This is a genomic window from Paenarthrobacter sp. JL.01a (assembly GCF_025452095.1).
In the GTDB taxonomy this organism is placed as follows: domain Bacteria; phylum Actinomycetota; class Actinomycetes; order Actinomycetales; family Micrococcaceae; genus Arthrobacter.
On the sequence record NZ_CP104877.1, the window covers coordinates 3,374,400 to 3,395,120 of the forward strand.

Here is a 20,721-nt window from a genome sequence, read left to right on the forward strand (position 1 = left end):
TCTGGCGGAAATCAAACTCCAGAAATGAATCAGGCGCAATGCCTGCCGCCAAAACCCGCTGGCCGACGCTTACGTGAAGTCAACACTGTGACGACCAGTAGAACAAATATCAGAGTTTGAAGAACGCAGTACGAAAGGGCAGCCCCAGTGGCTCCCGTTGCCACGGTCAAAACTCCGACGAGTAGGAGTTGCACTACAACGCCCGACGTAACGATCAACGAAACGATCCGATCCTTGCCCAAGGCCTGCAAGAATGCAGCGAGCGGTTGGTTCAAGACGGTCCCGATGGTACCTAAAGCCAGCACCCTGAGCACCATCGCTGAGTCCGCAAACTCATTGCCTACAAGAATTGCGACAACCGGTTCCGCCATGACTGCGACGAAGACGCACATGAGAACGGAACCACCCAGGAGCCAAACACTTCGTTTGATCTGCGGCCAAACTGCGGTCCATGAAGCAGCCCGCGCTACAAGCGGGGCAGCGGAAATGGTGAAAGCTCCAGCAAGCAGACTCATGGGCTGCGTCCACCTATTCACTGCACCGTAGAGACCCGCCACAGCCGGCCCACCGACCGTGTTCATGATCGTTAGATCCAAAGACTGCGCGCTAGCGGCCGCGGATGAAAGACCATAGAAGCCGGAACCTCGCCATGGATTTGTGCGCAAATTGAGCGACAGCCGGGGCCTGTCAGAGCGGCGCAGAATTTTCCGTGATACGACAGTTGCTACGACAGGCCCTAAAGTCATGGCTAACCACAGCGCAACCGTTGGGGGAACGTGAGCCAGATGCATTACACCAAATGCCGAACCCGCCACTAGTCGGTCTGTAAGCATGGACACTGCGACGAGGTCAGATCTCCCGGCAGCCCGAAGCGGCACCGCGAAACTCTGGCTTAGAACTAGCGAAATTGCAATGGGAGCGGCGATCCATAGTAGCGAACTTGGGGAAACGAACACGAAGACTATCGCCCAAACAGAAATCGCCATGGCGGAGAAGAACAACTTGCTGCACAGCCTGCGGCCAACGGCGTCGAGTTCAAGCCTGGACGCCGCCATCTCGCGAACCCATAAGTTATTCGATCCAAAGTCCAGAAAGCCGGCGATCGTGCTGCCGATACCTATGGCTGCCACAGCGGGCCCAAAATCGTCCGGCCCTACAAGGCGCGCCGTCCAAATGTACAGCCCGGCAACGATCAGCTGACCGACACCCGTGCTAAAGGCCAGCAATAGCGTCTGGGAGACCAACCCGCGACGAGATGAGCTACGCTGAGCTCGCCTCGTCGTCTCGGTGGAGGTGCTAGTCATCAGCCAACATCACGCGCACAAACGAGTCAACATTGGTTTGGAGCACCGATTTGCCCGCTTCTATGGGCAAGGTCTCCTGCATGGCCGCCCTGATAGCATCCCGATCCAGTTCGGTCCACTGACCAAGCGACGGCAATCCCTCAATGTCCGCCCTCAGCGACCTTGCGCCTGATGCGATAACCCGGGTCCCGCAGCATGCCGCCTTTCCCAACAATCCGCTCGGACCCTCATTAGAGTGGGCCAACAGGAGGCAATTGACAGAACTAACTGCCGCATCTAGCTCTACATCGCTCAGAATTCTGTCAACAATGACGACCCTTTTGCCTACATCGGCTAGGCGCGATGCAGCCGCGTCAATTTCCGGGCGCAATAGGGGGTCTATTCTGCCAGCAACGAGTAACCCCGCGGACTTCCCGGCCGTGTCTGCCAAGCTCTCCATGAGTAGGGGTACGTTCTTTCGAGCTGTGATAGCACCCAGGACACCAAACCAGCAAGTAGAGTCCTCAAGGCCCCACTCATGGCGCAGGCGGTCAACATCGGATTGATCGCAGATAAGTTCAACCGGGTCAACGGCCACCGGGTAGCGCGAGGCTCCCGCCCAAGTTGCAGATTTCAGCACCGCAAGGCTCACATTGCGAGTCGACGCAGCACGGCGTATGACAAGTTTCTTGGCGAGGTTCTTGGCCCACATTCGGACACGCAAAGAATCAGTCTGAGCGTTTTCGCGCATGATCAGAAGGGACAGCTTTCCCCTGCCACTCCAACGTCCAGTGCGAGCGAGCTCAAGTGCCAGTGCATCGCCGTCCGTAACAACAGTCCGGCATGCCCCAGTACGGTCAGTCAATGCCGCGAGCTCAGCCAGTGAAAACCGCTTTAGCGTTTGCAGTGTCACGTCACGTGCCAAATCTGCAATGTGTGTCCCGAACTCCGGTGAGGTCGTTCCGCCCTCGGGCAAAGCGATATGGACTGAATGGCCGCGCCTAAGGGCTTCCGTGGCCAAAAGCCTCACATAAGACAAGCGGTGACCACTAACTGCTGGTTCCGCAAAGAGAAACACGGAACTTCGATTAGCGTTCATGGGTCATTTCCTTTAATTTGAATGACCGGCACTAGATGATGCACCCGGCCCGGTTCAAGATGCCAACTCAGGAGGTCGACTTACGTCCCGGGAAACGTGTCGGAGAGGCGCTACCGCTGCCAAGAATTACTTCCTCAAAGTCTGATGAAACAGTTTCAGCCTGTGCCTGGTCCGAACGCCGTGAACGCTGGCGACCGGCCGAAACCTTTTTCTTAGCAGTACTTTCAGCGTTGCTCGGTTCACTGCTGTACGTATACGTGTAGCTGTACGCATCAGGACCCTTGATCGGGAGCCGGTTCATCACCAGGCCGAGGATGTTGGCCCCTACCAGGGTTAGCGACGCAAGCGACTTCTCGAGGTCGTGTTGCTTGGTCTTGTGTGCTCCGACCACAGCGAGGACCCCGCCTACATGCTGGGAGAGCACGGCGGCATCCGTTACCGGGAGCAACGGCGGCGCGTCAATGATTACAGTGTCAAAAACCTGCTCCAAGCGCACTATTAGCCGCTTCATTTCTTCCGATCCCAGCAATTCACTTGGATTAGGCGGAATTTGGCCGGCGGTGAGTACGTATAGCTCATCTTCTCCCCACTGCTGAAGAAGATCATTAACATCTGCAGCACCGATAAGTGCGGTAGTCAGACCCGCATTGCGCTCGAGGCCCAGATATTCATTGATTCGTGGTCGACGAAGATCGGCATCAACCAAGCAAATGGTCTGGCCGGCCTGCGCCAACGCAATGGCAAGGTTTGTAGCAGTCGTGCTCTTACCTTCCCCAGGAATCGAGGAAGTAACGAGCACCGTCTTCGCGTGGTCTGCGACATTCGCGAATTGAAGATTGGTGCGCAACTGCCTGAACGACTCCGCACGCTGGCTCTGTTGCGCTACTTGGGTCAGCAAGGGCCTGGACGTTGCATCTGCGTCATAGGCGATTCCGCCGAGAAGTGGCGATTCCGTGATCCCCCTAAGGTCCGCTTCACTACGAATCCGGCTATCCAGAGTGGATCGTAGAACCGCTATCCCGATACCAACGGCAAGACCCAATGCCAGGCCGAGAACCAGGTTCAACTTTGTGTTTGGAGCCGATGGTTCCAGGGGAGCTTCCGCGGGAGTGATGATCGACAAACCGACAGGTGAGGACCCCCCGGTCTTTGGCTTTTCCAGCGACTCGACTGCATTAACGAGGCTCGTCGCAACGGCTTGGGAGATTGCAGCCGCCTGCACAGGAGAAGTGTCGGAAACAGAAATATTGATGATTACGGTGTTCGGATCTGTCGTACCTTTGACACGTCGCGCAAGTTCGTCAACAGAGATGTCAAGCCCTAGGGCATCAATCGCGGGCTTCAAAACGATAGGCGTCGTTACCGTCCGCACGTAAGACTGCACGCGAGCCTGTGTGAAGGTATTTCCTTGCTGAAGCTCTTGCGCCGATCCTGAGTTTTGAATCGCAACGAAGAGCTCAGTCTCAGCCGTGTAAGTCGGCTTAACAAGTAGCGATGCGGCTCCACTCACCAACAGTCCGCCTAGCGCCATCGCAACAATCAGAATCCAGTTGCGGCGCAATATGCGCACATACTCTCTTAAGTCCAATCGGGTCTCCCTGTGGTAACGGCTGAAGACCTGCTGTACGGCCTGCCCAGAGCTATTAGTGCGGTCAATGGTAATCCTACTTGCTAGTTGAGTCATCGAATTCTGTGTTGCGGCGACTCGCAGTCGCGCCGGCCTCAAAAGTGCCGCCGACTGTCGTTCTTCACGACATACAAGCCAGCGCAGGAACTGACCCTTGCTGGACGCATCGTCACAAATCTAGACCCCGTGCCCTAAGTTGCAGTCGGGTCACTACTTGCGTCCGGTCAGGCGCTTTGGTGCCCCTCGCCCACAGAAAGCGACATGGTAGCCAATGCCTCGCTGTGGTCCCTGCGTTCTTCGTCGCTCTCGAACCGGCGACGAACTACCCGAGCCGGGTTTCCAACGGCGATCGAATAGCTGGGTACGTCCTTGGTCACGACAGATCCTGCCCCGATAACAGACCCTTCGCCGATTGTTACGCCGCCCAGGATGACGGAAGAAGCTCCGATCCACACATCGCGACCAATCGTGACTTCATCGCGTTCCCGAGAATCGCGCGAGCCCACCCAAGTAGACATCGCCATGGGCACGCCCACCTCAGAAACTTCGTGGTCTTCGCGGCCAATAATTTGCACATGCATGCCGATCAATGCGAAATCGCCGATTGAACCGTTAACTTGGACGACACTCCGCGGTCCTATGGAGACGTTCTTACCAACCCGCAGTTCGTGGGGCGCACCAATAATTGCTCCTCGACCAACCCGAAAATCCGATCCATGAATCACGTTCCCATGAATTGCGACCTTCCGCATGAGGGCCCTAACACCACCGGTCAGCCAAGGTGGAATGACGGATCGATTTTCCTTATTCATTTGATACCTTCCAAGCTGGAGTAACCAGGGGCGTTAGTCAAAGCAGACTTGAGTCCGTCGGCCATGGCTTCTGCGGAGTACCTGTCCCGCACGTATTCCGAAACGTCAGACAGCGGCATTCTTTCCTTGGTCTCCCACATTCGAATAATACTGTCCGCCATCTCGTCTACGGATTCAGCGGCAAAGAATTCAACTCCCCCGACAGCTGCCAGCTCGATCTCAGGAGAATGAGGCTCGTCGTCTGCAACGATCATGGGCACCCCAAAGCCAAGGCTTTGCGTCAGGCCAAGCCCTGCAAAACCAGGTGATGTGCTGCAGAAGGACCTTTCGTAGTAAGGACGCAACGCGTCCAGTTCATCGATCCATCCTGAAAACTCGACCTTCTCAGCAACACCAAGGTCGTGCGCGAGCAGACGGAGCTCTTGCTCGGTGACTCCACCACCGATGAGGCGAAGGCGCATCTCCGGTATTGAAGCCACAGCCTTAGCGAAGGCCCGAACCAGAAGATCGACCTTCTTTGCTGGGGCAAACCGTCCGACGTAGGTCAGCTCTGTCCGCTCCAGCGGTGGATCGGCGATGGCTGGTTGAATTACCGAGGCTCGGTACAGCGAGTTCGGAGCTACCCAGACGAGTTTTCCTGGAAGATCGGCACTCGCCTTCTCGGCATCTCGGTACGTATAAGAAAGGGTGCCGCTGGCGAGGCGCCGCATCATGAGCCGAAGAAATGCCGTCTTGGACTGTGGACCAGCCTGAGGGTGAATATGACCCCACACAAGGGTCCGTCTACGGAGCACTGCACGGACAAGGAGGATTAGCCACGCGGTGACGCTGCGTGGGTTGAGGTCAACGATGCTGGTCTCTGCGCGCAGAGCCTCAGCTATGTGGCCAGTCTGAATAAACGCCCGACGCTTGAGTATTCGATGAATCGAAACGGATTTAAACAGGTGCTCGGGAATGCCTGAGCGAACGGACTCATCCAGATGGGCGTCGCTTATGAAAATACTTAGCTCATCCCCCAGCTGCTCATGAAGGATCTTAATGCATTCTGTTCGATACTTTGGTAAAACCGCTAAGTACAAGGCGTATCTGGTAGCGCTTCGCGAATCGTGCCTCATTGGGCTTCCTTAATATCTCGCCGCGGGCCCTCATCACGGTATCTATTGCCTAGAATTTTTCCTGAGGGTGGGCCGAAAATGACTCCTTCTGGAATTTTCTCACCGGCCTTCACAACGGTCCCCGGCGTGAGAATCGCTGATTTTCCAATGGACGCCCCGCCAAGTATCGTGCAGCGCGCGGTCACCCATGCGCCATCCTCGATCTTGATCGGTTTGGTCAGCAAGCCCATGTCGTTTCGTACAGCATGACTGCCTGTTGTCAAGAAGGACTCTTGGGAGATTACAACATCGTTGCCGACGTATAAGTGATCCTGGTTGTGGAACCAGACTCCCTCACCGATCCAGCTACGAGACCCAATATGCAACTTCCAAGGAAATCTGACCCGGGTTCGAGGCCGGAATATCACGCCCTCGCCGATCTCAGCTCCAAACAGCCGAAGAACCGCAATGCGGAGCGACGAGCTGATCTGCCAAGGATTCGTTACGAAAATGATCTCCACCGCACCCCAGAGGTAGACCATCCAGCTCGGCCGACCCCAAGACTGACGTTCCCCCGGTGCTAGAGAAAGGTCGATGACCCGTGCCCTCTGTTGGTCAGTATTATCCGGTAACAGATCTCTTTGCATGTTTCCCCTCAGCTTTGATCCAGTCCGGCCACTATTGTTGCATCCGTGAAGAAAACGAAGCTTAACGTCGTGATCCTTGGCTTGCACTATGCGCCAGAACCCTCCGGCAACGCTCCCTACACCACAAGTCTGGCGCAAGGCCTGACTGAACTGGGCCATTCTGTGCATGTCCTCACGGGGTTCCCGCATTACCCATCGTGGTCGGTTCCTCCGGAGTACAAGGGATGGACGATCCGCGAGAAGATCGACGGCGTTCCGGTAACGCGTCTCCGACACCATGTGCCATCCCGCCCAACAGCATTGTCAAGACTTCACATGGAGCTAAGTTTCGGAATCCGGCTGCTTACAGCCCGTTGGGGTAAACCTGATGTGGTGATCGCCGTTAGTCCTGCCTTATTCTCCACGGGGCTGGCTATGCTTCGAGCGCGAGTGGGCAGGAAGCGGCCGCCTGTGGGCATTTGGGTTCAAGACCTCTACAGCCGCGGCATCGTTGAAACCGGCGGAAACCAAGGTGTGTTCTCCAAGCTGGCCCTCTTCGTCGAAAGTCGCGTCCTAAGGTCAGCAACCGGGGTCGTGGCCATCCATGATCGCTTTGCCGACTATGTGGTGAAGAGTCTCAGAGCTCCCGCAGAGTCCGTGAAAGTAATCCGCAACTGGACACATCTACCTCAAGCTCCGGATTCTGATGCCTTTGCCACCCGCCGCAGCTTGGGATGGGCCGCTGACGAGGTGATCGTGCTGCATTCCGGCAACATGGGCAAAAAGCAAGGCCTTGAAAACGTGGTTAGGGCCGCGAAGCATGCCGAGGCAGAGGGCAGTGCCGTGAAGTTCGTGCTGATGGGCGACGGCAATCAACGCGAATCACTAATGCAGATGGCGGGTGAAACATCGAGTCTGCGTTTCGTAGACTCCCTGCCACAAAGCGACTTTCAAGCTGCGCTTCACGCCGCAGACATCCTCCTAGTCAACGAGCTTCCTGGAGTCAAAGACATGTCGGTTCCCAGCAAGCTGACCTCCTACTTCACGTCGGGGCGACCCGTGCTAGCGGCGACTGATCCGGGCAGCGTGACTGCACACGAGATAGAGGCTTCTAAGGCTGGTGTAAGGGTTGACGCCGGGGATCCCGTAGCGCTCGTCCAGGCGGCGGAATCCTTGGCAGCGAACCAGAAACTCGCTCGTGAGCTAGGTGCCAACGGTTTACAGTTCCGTAACGAAACATTGTCAAAAACCACGGCCATCGCCCACTATGATGATTTCATCCTGACTCTTGTAGAGTCGCGCGGGCGATAACAACCGCGGCTCTTTTCACTTCGCTAATCTAATGGGGGCACCGTGACTAAACGCGCGTTCATCACCGGAATCACTGGGCAAGATGGTTCGTACTTGGCCGAGCTGCTGCTCAACAAGGGCTACGAAGTTCACGGCCTCATTCGACGAGCTTCCACGTTCAACACTTCGCGCATCGATCACCTTTACGTGGACCCGCACGATCCCTCGGCCAAACTCTTCTTGCACTACGGCGACCTCAGTGATGGCGCCCGGCTGGTGACTCTCATGGCCGAAATTCAGCCAGACGAGGTTTACAATCTTGCGGCACAGTCTCATGTGCGGGTCTCCTTCGACGAACCGGAGCACACGGGGGACACCACCGGCGTCGGCTCAATCCGGCTCCTTGAGGCTGTCAGGATGTCCGGGATTGAAACAAAGTTCTACCAAGCCTCGTCGTCCGAAATGTTTGGGGCAACGCCGCCGCCGCAGAACGAAGAAACGCCCTTCTATCCTCGCTCCCCATACGGCGCTGCCAAGGTGTACAGCTACTGGGTAACAAAAAACTATCGCGAGGCATACGGCATGTTTGCCGTTAACGGCATCCTCTTTAATCACGAATCTCCGCGTCGCGGCGAGACGTTTGTCACGAGGAAAATCACTAGGGCCGTGGCAGCTATCAAGGCCGGCAAGCAGGATCTCCTCTACATGGGCAACTTGGACGCAGTTCGCGACTGGGGGTATGCAGCGGAATACGTTGAAGGCATGTGGAGAATGCTGCAGGCTGACGAGCCCGAGGACTTTGTGCTCGCGACCGGAGGCAACTACACGGTAAAAGACTTCCTTCAAATCGCGTTCGAACATGCTGGCCTTGACTGGGAGAAGCATGTGCGCTTCGACGAGCGCTACCTTCGGCCGACAGAAGTAGATGCACTGGTCGGAGATGCGTCCAAAGCCCACGAGCGGCTTGGATGGAAGGCGACCGTTCAAACGCCAGAGCTGGCCAGGATTATGGTCGATGCGGACATTGAAGCGCTCAAGCACGCGGGCAATCACTGGATCGACTCAGTCGACCTGGAAACTTGGAACTGAGGATGGACATGGCCTTCGAACCGGCCCCTCTGGATCGAGACGCGGCGTTCTACGTAGCAGGACATCGTGGACTTGTCGGGTCAGGAATTTGGCGCCATCTTGAGTCGCAGGGGTTCAGTAATCTTTTAGGACGCACGTCCTCAGAACTTGATCTCAAGGATAGGGAGGCTGTTTTCGCCTTCTTCGCTGAGAACAAGCCTCGGTATGTCGTACTGGCAGCAGCCAAGGTGGGCGGAATCCTTGCCAACAACACATACCCAGTGGACTTTCTGAGCGACAACCTTAGAATCCAAGTGAACGTCTTGGATGCTGCGCGCGAGCACGGAACGGAACGACTGCTGTTCTTGGGGTCCTCGTGCATATATCCCAAGTTCGCAGAGCAGCCGATTCGGGAAGATTCCCTTCTCACTGGACACCTCGAGCCAACCAACGACGCGTACGCCATCGCCAAAATTGCGGGCATTATGCATGTTCAAGCAATGCGCAGGCAGTACGGATTGCCCTGGATCTCGGCCATGCCAACTAACCTTTACGGCCCGGGCGACAATTTTTCCCCAACCGGTTCGCATGTTCTGCCAGCCCTCATCCGCCGATACGACGAGGCAGCCGCCTCCGGTGCCGAGACTGTGACCAATTGGGGCTCGGGATCACCTCGGCGAGAGTTCCTGCATGTCGATGACATGGCGGCAGCTTGCCTGCACCTTTTGGAGAATTACGACGGGCCCGAGCAGGTGAATGTTGGCACGGGCAGTGACGTAACCATCAAGGAGCTTGCCGAGATAGTGGCGCGGATCGTGGGATACACCGGACAAATTGAGTGGGACGCGACCAAGCCGGATGGAACCCCAAGAAAGCTCCTCGATGTCTCCAAGCTCGCGGCAGCAGGGTGGAAAGCTTCCATAGGTCTTGAAGAAGGCATAAAGGACGCCGTCGATTGGTACCGGGCCAATGTCGATTCCATTCGCTCCTAGCCTGGAACAGCAGGCGCCTTCAGACACCTGGAGGCGCCGCTATCAACAGCGCATTCGGTTCATAGATGCGGGCGTGATCATCTGGGCTGTGATTGGAGCCTACGGTGTTCGGTTTGGGTTCAGTGACCTCGCTGACGGAAGAAGTAGGGACTTCGACTACGTGGTCCTTTCTGTCGGGCTCGTCGTCGCATGGTGGGTAATGCTCGAGTTTTGGGGCTCCCGGGAAACTAAGGTTTTCGGGGCAGGGGCAGAAGAATACAAGAGAGTAATCTCTGCATCCGGGTGGTTATTCGGATTCGTAGCAGTTCTCTCGTACGCGCTTCGCATCGATACAGCCCGCGGCTACGTGGGCTTAGCTTTTCCTGCCGGCGCGCTAGGGCTTCTGGCCGCAAGGTGGCTGATTCGCCAGCACCTAAGCATGGAGCGGAAGAGAGGCCTTAGCAATGCCAGGGTTCTGATCGTCGGGAGTCCGCACTCCGCCCAGCACCTTGTTCAGTCGCTGAAAGGCGCTCCCGCCGCGGGATATCTTCCGGTGGCAGCTCATTTGCCCGGCGCAAATCAGGAGTCGGAATCAACCAAGCAACTTACAGTGCCGGTAACAGGGGTGCAGGATGATTTTGACTCGATTATTGCGGCAATCACCAGAACCCAGGTTGATGCAGTTGCGATCTCGGCGGGTGTTAACCTCCATCCTCGCGACCTTCGTCGATTGGGTTGGGAGCTGGCGGCGCGGGATATTGGAATGATCCTCGCCCCAGCGCTAACTGACGTTGCTGGCCCCCGGATCCATACTCAGCCCGTGGCAGGTCTCCCACTCATCCATGTCTCTACGCCCAGGCTCACAGGCGGAAAAAGAGTTGCAAAGAGAACATTCGACATCATAATCGCCGGATTTCTCACGTTGTGCCTGTCGCCAGTTTTCGCAGTACTTGCCCTTCTGGTCAAAGCCACAAGCCCTGGCCCGGTGTTTTATCGCCAGGAGCGAATTGGACTGCATGGCACAACTTTCAACATGCTGAAGTTCCGCTCGATGAGAGTCAACGCCGATGAGGAGCTCGAGGCTCTGCTCAAGGCACAGGGCACTAGTGACAAGCCACTCTTCAAAGTTGAGAACGATCCGCGCATCACGGGGATCGGCCGTATTCTGCGCAAGTACTCTCTTGACGAGCTCCCTCAGCTGCTCAATGTATTGGGTGGAAGCATGAGCTTGGTTGGACCTCGCCCGCAAAGACACGGGGAGGTGGCGCTGTATGACGACGCCGCTCATCGACGCCTGTATGTCAGCCCGGGCATGAGTGGCCTCTGGCAAGTCAGTGGAAGGTCCAATCTCAGCTGGGAGGAGAGCATCCGCCTCGACCTCTACTATGTCGAGAACTGGTCGCTGATGGGCGATGTCGTAATACTATTTCGAACATTCAAAGCTGTATTTGCCAGTACCGGTGCAGTCTGACCTCATGGACGCTCGGGAATTTCAAATATCGGGAAGGCATTTTGCATGCGAATATCAGTAATTGGGTGCGGCTACTTGGGGGCTGTACATGCTGCTTGCATGGCTAAGTTGGGACACAGTGTCGTAGGCATCGACGTCGACGAGCGCAAGATCGCCGAGCTTGCATCGGCGAAGGCACCGTTCTATGAACCAGGGCTGGAAGAACTTCTCAAGGATGTCCAGGAGACGGGCAGTCTCACATTCACAACCGACATCTCCGCGGCGGCGGGCAGCAACGTCCATTTCATCTGTGTTGGTACTCCGCAGAAGAAAGGCGAAAATGCAGCCGATCTCACCTTCGTGGATGCAGCGGTTCAGGGCCTATTGCCCTACCTAAGTTCTGGCGACGTGGTCGTCGGAAAATCAACAGTCCCCGTAGGAACAGCCTCAAGACTTGCTGGTGTCATCGGGCAATCTGAGCCTGAGGCGCACCTTGTGTGGAATCCAGAGTTCCTTCGTGAAGGCCACGCGGTATCTGACACACTTCGCCCAGACCGCTTGGTTTACGGCGTATCCGACGGTGCTGAACACAACCCATGTGTGGAAGTGCTTGACGAGGTTTATGCGATCCCATTGTCGACAGGGACTCCTCGCTTGGTCACTGATTTGCCGACAGCGGAGCTCGTCAAGACTGCTGCGAACTCGTTCCTGGCGACAAAGATCTCGTTTATCAATGCAATGGCCGAACTTTGCGACGCTGCGGGCGCGGACGTTACCCGGCTTGCCGATGCGATCGGCCTCGACGACAGGATCGGTCGCAAATTCCTCAATGCCGGGATTGGATTTGGGGGAGGTTGCCTGCCCAAAGACATCCGAGCATTCATGGCCCGAGCCGGCGAGCTCGGCGCTGATCAAGCACTTACCTTCCTCCGGGAAGTGGATGCAATCAACATGAGGCGCCGATCGCGGGTTGTGGAACTCACTCGTGAACTTTGCGGCGATGGGCTTCTGGGTAAGCGAATAACAGTCCTCGGAGCGGCATTCAAGCCCGAGAGTGACGATGTTCGTGATTCTCCGGCGTTGAGTATCGCGGCACAGCTACAGCTCCAAGGCGCAGTGGTCACCGTGACTGATCCCAAGGCTTTAGACAACGCTGCACGTCGGTTCCCCGAACTCCAGTACGTGCAGGATGTCGACCTGGCTTTGGAAAAGGCGGATGCAGTTTTGTTGCTGACCGAATGGACCGAATACAAGGAACTCGACCCGCATCTACTGGCAAAGTCGGTATCTGCACCAAGGATCTTGGACGGACGAAATGTGCTGGACCCTGCCAAATGGCGTTCTGCGGGCTGGCAGTACCGCGGACTTGGACGGCCGTAGCAAGTGCAAATCCACAGAACCAGCCAAGGTGGCCGATCTGACCGTGCGATCAAGTCCAGAAAGAAGCCCCGACGGCGTTTGATCGCCGGTTTACTGACTCTTGCCATCGCGCTCGTGGTGCTTGCTGCCGTCGCATGGGTGAGTTCAAAAGCGACCACCGTAAAGTCAGAATTGCAGGCATCCACGAATCTGCTGCCCACACTTAAGGCGCAAGTGGCAGCCGACGACGCCAGTGGAGCTGCACAAACGGTGGAAGCCCTCGTGCAGCACACCAGTGCGGCTCGTCAGGCGGCGAATGACCCGCTCTGGAAGTTTTCTGCGATGCTGCCTTGGTTGGGCTCAAACTTTGAGGCAGCAACTATTGTCGCTACTGCCGCTGACGATGTCGCACGGCTTGGCGCCATTCCCCTCGTGGAAACTTTCCAGTCGCTCGATTGGGAGTCCTTGGCCCCTGGTCCGGCTGGAGTGGATTTGGCTCCAATCAAAGCTGCTGCACCTCGCATTGACGCCGCGGCACACGCTGTTAGAGAGTCTTCGAAACGCCTGGCCGCCATCGATGCCGACGGACTAATGCCCCAAATTGCAACACCTCTTACGGAGGCCCGCCAACAACTGGCCACACTCAGCGGGGAACTGGACAGCGCAGCCGACGCAACTTCGTTGGCGCCAGCGATGCTGGGTGCCGATGGACCTCGGCGCTATCTACTGCTCATGCAGAACAACGCCGAAGCGCGAGCAACAGGTGGGATTCCAGGAGCTTTGGCCGTACTTAGCCTCGACAAAGGCCACCTAAAGCTGGAGTCACAAACAAGCGCAACAGCATTGGGTACGTTCACTCCGCCGATACCGATTGACGCTGAGCAGACAGCTATTTATAGCCCCCGTGTTGGCAAGTTCATGCAGGACGTAAACCTCACGCCCGACTTTGCAACGACGGCGAGCACGGCGCATGCCATGTGGGAGAGAAGCACAGGCGAAAAGTTGGACGGAGTCTTGTCGCTGGACCCCGTTGCTCTCAGCTTTATCTTGGAAGCTACAGGGCCAGTGACAATTTCTGACACTGCGGTTCATGGCATAAGCAGCGGACTACCGCCCCAACTGACAGCTCAAAACGTCGTGCAGACACTGCTGTCGGATGCGTACGCCAAGATAAAGGAACCCAAATACCAGGATGCCTACTTCGCAGGCGCTGCCGGGGAGATTTTCGGTTCCATCTCAACTGGGAAAGCTGATCCGAAAAAGCTTTTGACTGCTATCACCAAAGCAGTCGACGAACGGCGGGTCCTACTTTGGTCATCGTCCGCAACGTATCAGAACACAATTGCTCAATACGCCGTTGGGGGACTCATCTCAGGACCCGCGGTCTCGCCCGCCGAGTTCGGGGTCTACTTCAACGACGGTACCGGAGCCAAAATGGACTACTGGATCAAGCGCACGACGCAAGTCGTCAAAGATTGCACCCGTGACGGATATCGTGAGGTCTCCATCAGGGTGACGAGTACTAATCAGGCACCGGCAGATGCTGGCACATCACTGCCTGATTACGTCACCGGAGGCGGGAAGTTCGGGGTTCCGGCGGGGACCGTACAAACCAATGTCGTCGCCTACGGGCCGGTGTTCTCAAATATTGACACTGTTGTCAAAGACGGCGAAAACATACCGTTCGCCGCTCAGCGTCATAGCGACCGCGCTGTAGGAACTTCCACTATCCGACTTGCACCGGGACAAAGCGCGAGCCTTGACTTCACGTTCGGCCATATAGTCCAGCATGCCGACCCGAAGCTGGTTGTCACGCCTACTACACAGCGGATTGCGGACGTTGTCCAAGCCCCGTCGCCAGCAAGCTGTGAATAGGAAAAGGCCACAGTGTTAATCCTTTGTAACGGGAGTGGATTTTCTTTGCCGGGAGCATCCAATAAATGGTAGGTTCTACGTGGGCAGCACATGAGATTTCACTTACGGTCTTCGTAGGGTCTCGGAAATCTCCAATACCACGTCGTACCATCAAGGTCTCAGGGGGGACAAACATGAGGAAATCTCTTGCAGCGCTTACGCTTGCAGGCTCCATCGCACTTCTCGGCGCAGTTCCGGCTGTCGCAAACAACGCCAACTACCCGGCGCCAAACACCAGTGTCGCCGTCTCCGATGCCTCTGTGGCACCCGGCGAAGCTTTCGTCTTCAGCGGCACGGGCTTCACTCCGAATGAAGGCATCACTATCACGGTGACGCCGACGGGAACGCCCGCCGCTAGCGGTGGCAGCGTCTCCGCCGGAAGCCTTGCTGTATCTGCCCGCATCCCGCTGGCTCCGTCTCAGCTTGGGGCGACGGCCGACGGAAATGGAGCGTTCTCGGCTCCGATCGCGATCAACGAACCGGGCACGTATTCCATCACTGCTACAGGTAACTTGTCTGGCAAGACCGTCGGACCGGTAACCGTAGTCGTTGGTGGCGCTGCACTCTCCAACACTGGCGGCAACGCTGGTACGGGGACCGGAACCGGCCTGGCTAACACGGGTGGAGTTCCGCTGGCAAACACCGGCGCTGACTCAAGCCTTATCCTGTGGTCACTTGTAGGTGCAGGCGCTTTGGCCGCCGGCACGGCCTCGGTCGTGGTGGCTCGCCGCCGCGCTACTAAGGGCGAGGTTTCTGCCTAGTAACAGGCTCTGAACCACTTAGGGTGGGTTGCCAGCATTTATGTTGTTGGCAACCCACCCTATTTGTATCCGAGGTTTGCACTAAGCTGTGACGGACGTATCGAAATATGCATCGAAACTCGCCGCGCGGTTCGCAAGGATGCCAAACCCGAAACTTATCCAACACCTGAGGTGGCGCTTGAAAAGGACAGTCGTCTGGAGACTTGCGATTGTCGGATACATAGCGTGCATCCTGGTAGTTGCCTTTTGGCCAACTCCGGTCGACAAACCCATTCACGGCACCCTTACGGCCATTCTGGACTACTTGCACCATCGCGGCGTACCCGCTTGGCTGAGCTACAGTTTCGTGGAAGCGTTAGCCAACGTCGTTCTTTTCGTACCGTTAGGACTAATCTTCGCGGTCACTTTCCGAGCTCAAGCTTGGTGGAAACTAGCGGGCCTAGCTTCGTTAGCATCCATCACCGTGGAACTGGGGCAGTTGCTATTTCTGACGGCCCGTTTTGCAAGTTTCCTGGATGTAGTCACTAACACTTCTGGTGCCGTCATAGGGATTGCGGTTGCCAGAACAGCCTCCAAAAGGCGGAGCTCAGCAGCAAACAATCGCTAGGTTGAGCCCACGGAACAGTTGTTGCAGATCGGCGAATGGCTTGAATCCAGTCATACTGCCGCTAAGTTTCAAGTGTCCGGCGACTGCCAGCGCAGGAAGCGGGAGCCGATGGTATCCGTATGACCGAACCAGCCCACAAGCGTGACGTTATTCCTTCTTGCAAGCGCACAAACACAGGAATCGATAGACAGTTGCCTTACTATGGAGTGGGGCTGCCCACAGCAAGCTGCCCAAACTCGTTGTGGGCAGCCCTCAACAAACAGCTCAAGCAAGACACAAGAGCGTTACTGAGCGAAGCTGGCTTCCATTGCAGGTCACAACCGAACACATGATCCGTGCAGAGTGATTCCCGGAACTTATACAGTGAGTTCATCCTTCCGATATTGAGAATTCACCGGCGGCTAGACGAATGACGTCCACATGGAGCCGCTTTGAGTGACCGCGGTCGAGGATAGGGACTGCGAGGTTACCTTAGTGCAATTCCAATTTTTTTTGGGGGGGGGGAAATGCCCAAGTACATAATCGATGAGGGCCTGGAAAGCGAAGAAATAATTGTTGCGGCAAGCGTGATAGAAGGAAACATTCAGTGGTGGTTTTATGACGCGTACAACCGAACGCAGGCGACGCGCCTCAGGAGCCACGTTCGCACGGTTCGTGAGTCGAGCAGCCCATGAGTCGACGGCAATCACACAAGGTGACCGGAGGGCGCAGATGACAGCAGGCCGCCAGAGAGCATGACCGCCTTCAGTGTCGAAGCAGAGACGGACTTTAACCTCACACCTCGGCGATTCGATGGCGTCTTAAGTGAGGGGACAAGCAACAGAATGTCCCGGAGAGTACTCCGATCTATCGTTGCAGCTGACCGCCGATCTAGTAACATCGGGCCATACAGATTAATCGGATGAGGGAAAAGTGCGCGCGAAATTAGGGACACTGGCCATAGGGACTCTGTGCCTCGTCATCGTGGCAATTGCCGTTGTTACGTCACTTTTAGCTGTAGCCGCCGTCGTTGGACTAGTCACCATCATTGTGATATGGACCCTGAAACCGAAGCTCACGGCACCCGCTATTGCCATAGTCGGGATGCTATTTGTTCGCCCAAACATTTGGGGCGAACTCTACACAAACATCGGCCTGGGATTGTTTCTTCTCGCAGCGATTGTCGCACTCATACAGGACGGTGGACGCCTGACTTTTGTCGGGAAAGAGTACCGGCCTTTGCGGAGCCCGCTATTCTGGACGACTCTCGCCTACCTGTGGCTTCTTGTGAGGGCCAGCTTCCAAGGGCTTGACACTGTGGCCCAGAGTCTCGGGGGATATGCCAGTATGGCAGCCTGTGTCCTAGCTGTCCTTCTCATTGTTGGGGACAGCGACAGGCGCGATTTCTTGGTGAAGGGCTTTGTCGTTGCTGTAATCGCGGTGTCGGGATCCTACGCAGTAACAGTTGCCCTTTGGGTCATCATTGGGGTCGGAAACGGCAGTCTGGGCACCATGCTCGTCGGCAGCTGGCCCGATCCGCAGCCAGTGTACTTCCCCTTCACCACTACAGTAGCCACTCAGCCTATATTCGGCCTTGCGGTGCCGCGATTCGTCGGATTTGGGCGGGAACCTGGCTGGATGGCTATGTACGGAGCTGTTGCCTTCTTCTTGCTTCCGCTTGTCGGCTGGCGAAGCAAAATCGTCAAGGCGATTATTGTTGTGGCCATACTCGGCACCGTGTCAACAGCCGGATTCGGCGTCTTGATCATCTGCATTGCCCTGCAGTTCACATTTGGTCTTCGGTCGAAAACCACCTTGGGTCGCTTCATTCGTGTGTGCTTTGGCCTCGCGCTACTTGCCGGCGCAATTTGGGCTGCGTTTTATGCTCCCGTACTTGGTTTCGGAGCAAAGGGTGAGCAGAATGGCATCTCACTCTCGGAGCGTTCCGCTGCGACGAACGCAGGAATCTGGGCACTGTTCCATGACCCCTTTTCGGGCGGCACAGCGGCTCAAAAGGTGGGGGCTGTCAACCTTGTAGCGGCCGTTGCTGCCTACGGGGTTCCCTTCTCAGTAGCGATGGGATTGGCCGTTAGCGCCCCCATGCTTAGGCACCCCAACCGTTACCGCCTTATGCCAATCTCTGCTGCGCTGTTCTCCACGCTTCTGATGTCCCAGCCAGCATTGGACTCCACCTGGGTTTTCGCATTGGCTTCCCTCGGAGCGGCAGCTGCCCTCAAAACACCGGACAGCCGACCGAATCAAGATTTACGACCCAATGTGCCGCTTAGAATCCCTCGTGCACGCTACGCCAAGCTTTAGCCGGCGCAGACGACTTACCCGAGCAGTTTCGCCAGTGCCAATTTCAAGACGTATGTCTCGCTGCACGCCTCGGCCGTAGCGGACGAAAAGCGGAGACGGATCCAGATCGTCTGCAATCTACATCGGGCACCGAAACCGTGAGAAGTCATCATGACGCCGCATCGACTCGCAAAAACGGTTTCTCGGAGTTCGCATTTCCTTGGAAAGGGGGCGCGGGACGCCCGCCCAGAAGCTGAATAACTCCGGGTTGTCACAAAGCAAGTTGTACCTTCAAGTGCCCCTATACTGACTTGACTTGACATTTCGAATCATGGGGGCATTTATGGGGGGACTCGTCGCGGTTGGCGACAGCATTGTGAATGGACACGGGGATAGCATGGCCGGAGTGCCAGCGCTGGGCTGGCCGCAATGGCTTGCCGACTCTTTGGGGCTTTCCTACACGCGCTACGGACTTGGCGGGGCTACATCATCCGTGATCGTGGACAAGCTACTGCCGCGGGTTCGGACGCGGTATGCAGTGGGTGTGCTCAACATGGGGACGAACGATGCACTCGGAAAATGGGATGCCACCGTCTTTGAGCAGAATTTCGGCCTTGCCGCTGAGACGCTAGTCTCGCATTGCGACAAGGTATTGGCTCTCACAGTCCCGGTCTCCGCAGAGGCCACGGAGATCATCCGCCGCGTGGCGGCTGATCTCGGTGTGCTTGTGATTGACGCGGAGGTGCGCGGCCCGCGCCTACTAAAGCCGGATGGGGTGCACCCAACCGCCCTTGGCCACCTCGCGATTGCCGATCGCGCGGCTGAGGCTCTCGGTGCGCAGCTACCGTCTGGGTCTGCGGTCCAGCAAGGGCAAGGTCGGCTTGGGGCCGGTTACCATCTAGGTTATGCGGTGGGCTCATCCCGTAGTGCCATGCGAAAAGTAGCGAAGCTGGCTCTACGTCGCTAGGACGTAGAATGACCTTTGACATTGTGCGGCTTGTGAAAAATGGGGGACCATGCGCCTGAAGATGCCCGACGATCACCAACAGAATGTGATCGGGATAGTTTTTCTGGCGATTGCCTGCATCGTCATGATCGTTCTTGTGGCGGCTGGGACATTTGTCCCGGCCCCTCCGGCGGTGTCAGAGCGCGTGGCTATCTACACACCACCGCCGAAACCTGAGTTCAAGGTCATCAACGTTGCCCTATTTGGCGATTCGATTGCACACGGTTCCGGAGCAACTGATCCTAACCTTGGTTGGGCAGGTCGCCTCAAGCGGCACCAAGCGTGGAATATGACCAGCCTCGCCCGTGGCGGCACCGGTTTCGTAAGCACCGTAGAGCGGGAAGCGGCCGCGCAGGAGTCTTGCCGGCGCGCCCGCTGCCCGAATTTCGGCGAGATGATCCCAGAAGCGAAAGTGGTCGCGCCGGACATCATTATTGTCAGTGGCGGCCGGAACGACCAGAGGGTCCCGGCGGCGAAGGAAGCCGCTGCGATCGCAGGTTTTTTCCAACAGCTTCGGCAGGATTTTCCTGTTGCCAAAATCGTCGCGACGAACGCATTATGGGACGCGACTCCCATGCCGCCAGCGCTAGCCGACATCTCCGAGGCAGTGAAGGAATCCGTTACTGCTGCTGGTGGATTCTACTTCGATCTGGGCCAACCATTGCAGGGGCGACCAGACCTAATCGGGAGTGATGGTCTGCACCCAAACAACCAAGGGCATGAGCTGATCCTTGGCCTCGTGCTCAACAACTTAAAGGCGGCGGGCCTGACTAGGCCCGAGGAATAGGCTTCCCCTACATTCAACGCACGGGAGACCACACCAACTAAGCGTCGGTTTGCATGCTTCCGACCGCGCTCTTGTGATGAGTGCGGCGCCAGGACGGGAAGGACCGGTCCAGCAAGGCGGCAGTCCACGTAAAATTGAACGACCGCAGCCGATAAGGGGCAGCTGAAAATGTCCACTAGCGGCAGGCCCGTGACTTTATTCACGAGAGTGACATACGTGGCAAGACGTTGCTTGACACGCGACTGAGATGGATTGCCCCCTGAGGCCATCGGCTGTGCCGCCTTCTTGGACCATTACGATCCGCCAAAGCCTACGGAGGCAGCAGCACCACCGCCGCGCGTTTCCTTCCTCGTCCCCGACATGTGCCGCCGGTGACCCCTGCAGGCTGGCGATGACGTGGGCGAACCACCCGGCTGTCTGTTTGTTCTCCGCCGCCTCGAACAGCAGCGGGGGTAGCTCCTTGGAGAAGCTGGTTCCCAAGGCACGCTGGAAGTTCGAGGAAATGAGAACCATTCCGTTGGGGTAAGTGGTCCACATGGAATTCCGGTTGGCGAGCGTCTGCAACTGGGCGCAGGTGTAGAGGGTGTAGACGGAGGAGTCGTTCGCTGAGGTATGAGCCATGAGCAGTCCAGACCAGCCAAGGTTTTTCGCCGCGAACGTCAAGCTGTGGGAAACTTCGGAACCTGCCCG

The 20,721-nt window shown here is 56.9% G+C and carries 17 protein-coding genes; 11 read left to right on the forward strand and 6 right to left on the reverse strand.

Going from position 1 to position 20,721, the window contains the following annotated elements; all coding sequences use genetic code 11:
* Positions 1-29 precede the first annotated feature (29 nt).
* The 6 genes from N5P29_RS21100 to N5P29_RS15875 form a co-directional block, all read right to left on the reverse strand.
* Complete coding sequence (locus tag N5P29_RS21100; protein ID WP_410007880.1) at positions 30-1,304, reverse strand: MATE family efflux transporter; 1,275 nt, start codon at positions 1,302-1,304, stop codon at positions 30-32.
* Positions 1,297-2,382, reverse strand: a complete 1,086-nt coding sequence (locus tag N5P29_RS15855) for a glycosyltransferase family protein (RefSeq protein ID WP_262275771.1) — start codon at positions 2,380-2,382, stop codon at positions 1,297-1,299. The genes N5P29_RS21100 and N5P29_RS15855 overlap by 8 nt, the downstream gene beginning before the upstream one ends.
* A gap of 67 nt (positions 2,383-2,449) precedes the next feature.
* Positions 2,450-3,970 (reverse strand): tyrosine-protein kinase domain-containing protein, encoded by a 1,521-nt coding sequence (locus tag N5P29_RS15860; RefSeq protein WP_262275772.1) that lies wholly within the window; start codon positions 3,968-3,970, stop codon positions 2,450-2,452.
* 263 nt (positions 3,971-4,233) lie between these two features.
* Positions 4,234-4,821 carry an acyltransferase gene (locus N5P29_RS21025; protein ID WP_315973356.1) on the reverse strand — a complete coding sequence of 196 codons (588 nt, stop codon included), beginning with the start codon at positions 4,819-4,821 and terminating at the stop codon, positions 4,234-4,236.
* Entirely contained in the window at positions 4,818-5,936 is a 1,119-nt protein-coding gene (locus tag N5P29_RS15870) for a glycosyltransferase (RefSeq protein ID WP_262275773.1), read from the reverse strand. The genes N5P29_RS21025 and N5P29_RS15870 overlap by 4 nt, the downstream gene beginning before the upstream one ends.
* On the reverse strand, positions 5,933-6,457 hold the full coding sequence (locus tag N5P29_RS15875; protein WP_262275774.1) for an LbetaH domain-containing protein: 525 nt from the start codon (positions 6,455-6,457) through the stop codon (positions 5,933-5,935). The genes N5P29_RS15870 and N5P29_RS15875 overlap by 4 nt, the downstream gene beginning before the upstream one ends.
* Positions 6,458-6,607: 150 nt before the next feature.
* Here N5P29_RS15875 and N5P29_RS15880 point away from each other — a divergent pair, with 150 nt between their 5' ends.
* From N5P29_RS15880 to N5P29_RS15925, 11 genes are all read left to right on the forward strand, one after another.
* Positions 6,608-7,852 carry a glycosyltransferase family 4 protein gene (locus N5P29_RS15880; RefSeq protein ID WP_262275775.1) on the forward strand — a complete coding sequence of 415 codons (1,245 nt, stop codon included), beginning with the start codon at positions 6,608-6,610 and terminating at the stop codon, positions 7,850-7,852.
* A gap of 42 nt (positions 7,853-7,894) precedes the next feature.
* Positions 7,895-8,920, forward strand: a complete 1,026-nt coding sequence (gene gmd, locus N5P29_RS15885; RefSeq protein WP_262275776.1) for a GDP-mannose 4,6-dehydratase — start codon at positions 7,895-7,897, stop codon at positions 8,918-8,920.
* A 2-nt stretch (positions 8,921-8,922) separates the two neighbouring features.
* Positions 8,923-9,891, forward strand: coding sequence for a GDP-L-fucose synthase family protein (locus N5P29_RS15890; RefSeq protein WP_262275777.1), 969 nt, complete (start codon positions 8,923-8,925; stop codon positions 9,889-9,891).
* 79 nt (positions 9,892-9,970) lie between these two features.
* Positions 9,971-11,341: a sugar transferase gene (locus tag N5P29_RS15895; RefSeq protein ID WP_410007926.1), complete on the forward strand. Its 1,371-nt coding sequence runs from the start codon at positions 9,971-9,973 to the stop codon at positions 11,339-11,341.
* Positions 11,342-11,386: 45 nt separating this feature from the next.
* On the forward strand, positions 11,387-12,700 hold the full coding sequence (locus N5P29_RS15900; protein ID WP_262275779.1) for a UDP-glucose dehydrogenase family protein: 1,314 nt from the start codon (positions 11,387-11,389) through the stop codon (positions 12,698-12,700).
* 78 nt (positions 12,701-12,778) lie between these two features.
* Positions 12,779-14,554, forward strand: a complete 1,776-nt coding sequence (locus N5P29_RS15905; protein WP_262275780.1) for a DUF4012 domain-containing protein — start codon at positions 12,779-12,781, stop codon at positions 14,552-14,554.
* Positions 14,555-14,727: 173 nt separating this feature from the next.
* A complete protein-coding gene (locus tag N5P29_RS15910; protein ID WP_262275781.1) occupies positions 14,728-15,354 on the forward strand; it encodes an LPXTG cell wall anchor domain-containing protein in 627 nt (208 codons plus the stop codon).
* A 139-nt stretch (positions 15,355-15,493) separates the two neighbouring features.
* Positions 15,494-15,961, forward strand: a complete 468-nt coding sequence (locus tag N5P29_RS15915) for a VanZ family protein (RefSeq protein WP_262278604.1) — start codon at positions 15,494-15,496, stop codon at positions 15,959-15,961.
* A 912-nt stretch (positions 15,962-16,873) separates the two neighbouring features.
* Positions 16,874-18,259, forward strand: a complete 1,386-nt coding sequence (locus N5P29_RS15920; RefSeq protein ID WP_262275782.1) for a hypothetical protein — start codon at positions 16,874-16,876, stop codon at positions 18,257-18,259.
* Between the two features lie 376 nt (positions 18,260-18,635).
* Entirely contained in the window at positions 18,636-19,205 is a 570-nt protein-coding gene (locus tag N5P29_RS21105; protein ID WP_410007927.1) for an SGNH/GDSL hydrolase family protein, read from the forward strand.
* Between the two features lie 49 nt (positions 19,206-19,254).
* Positions 19,255-20,031: an SGNH/GDSL hydrolase family protein gene (locus N5P29_RS15925; protein ID WP_262275783.1), complete on the forward strand. Its 777-nt coding sequence runs from the start codon at positions 19,255-19,257 to the stop codon at positions 20,029-20,031.
* The last annotated feature ends 690 nt before the right edge of the window (positions 20,032-20,721 follow it).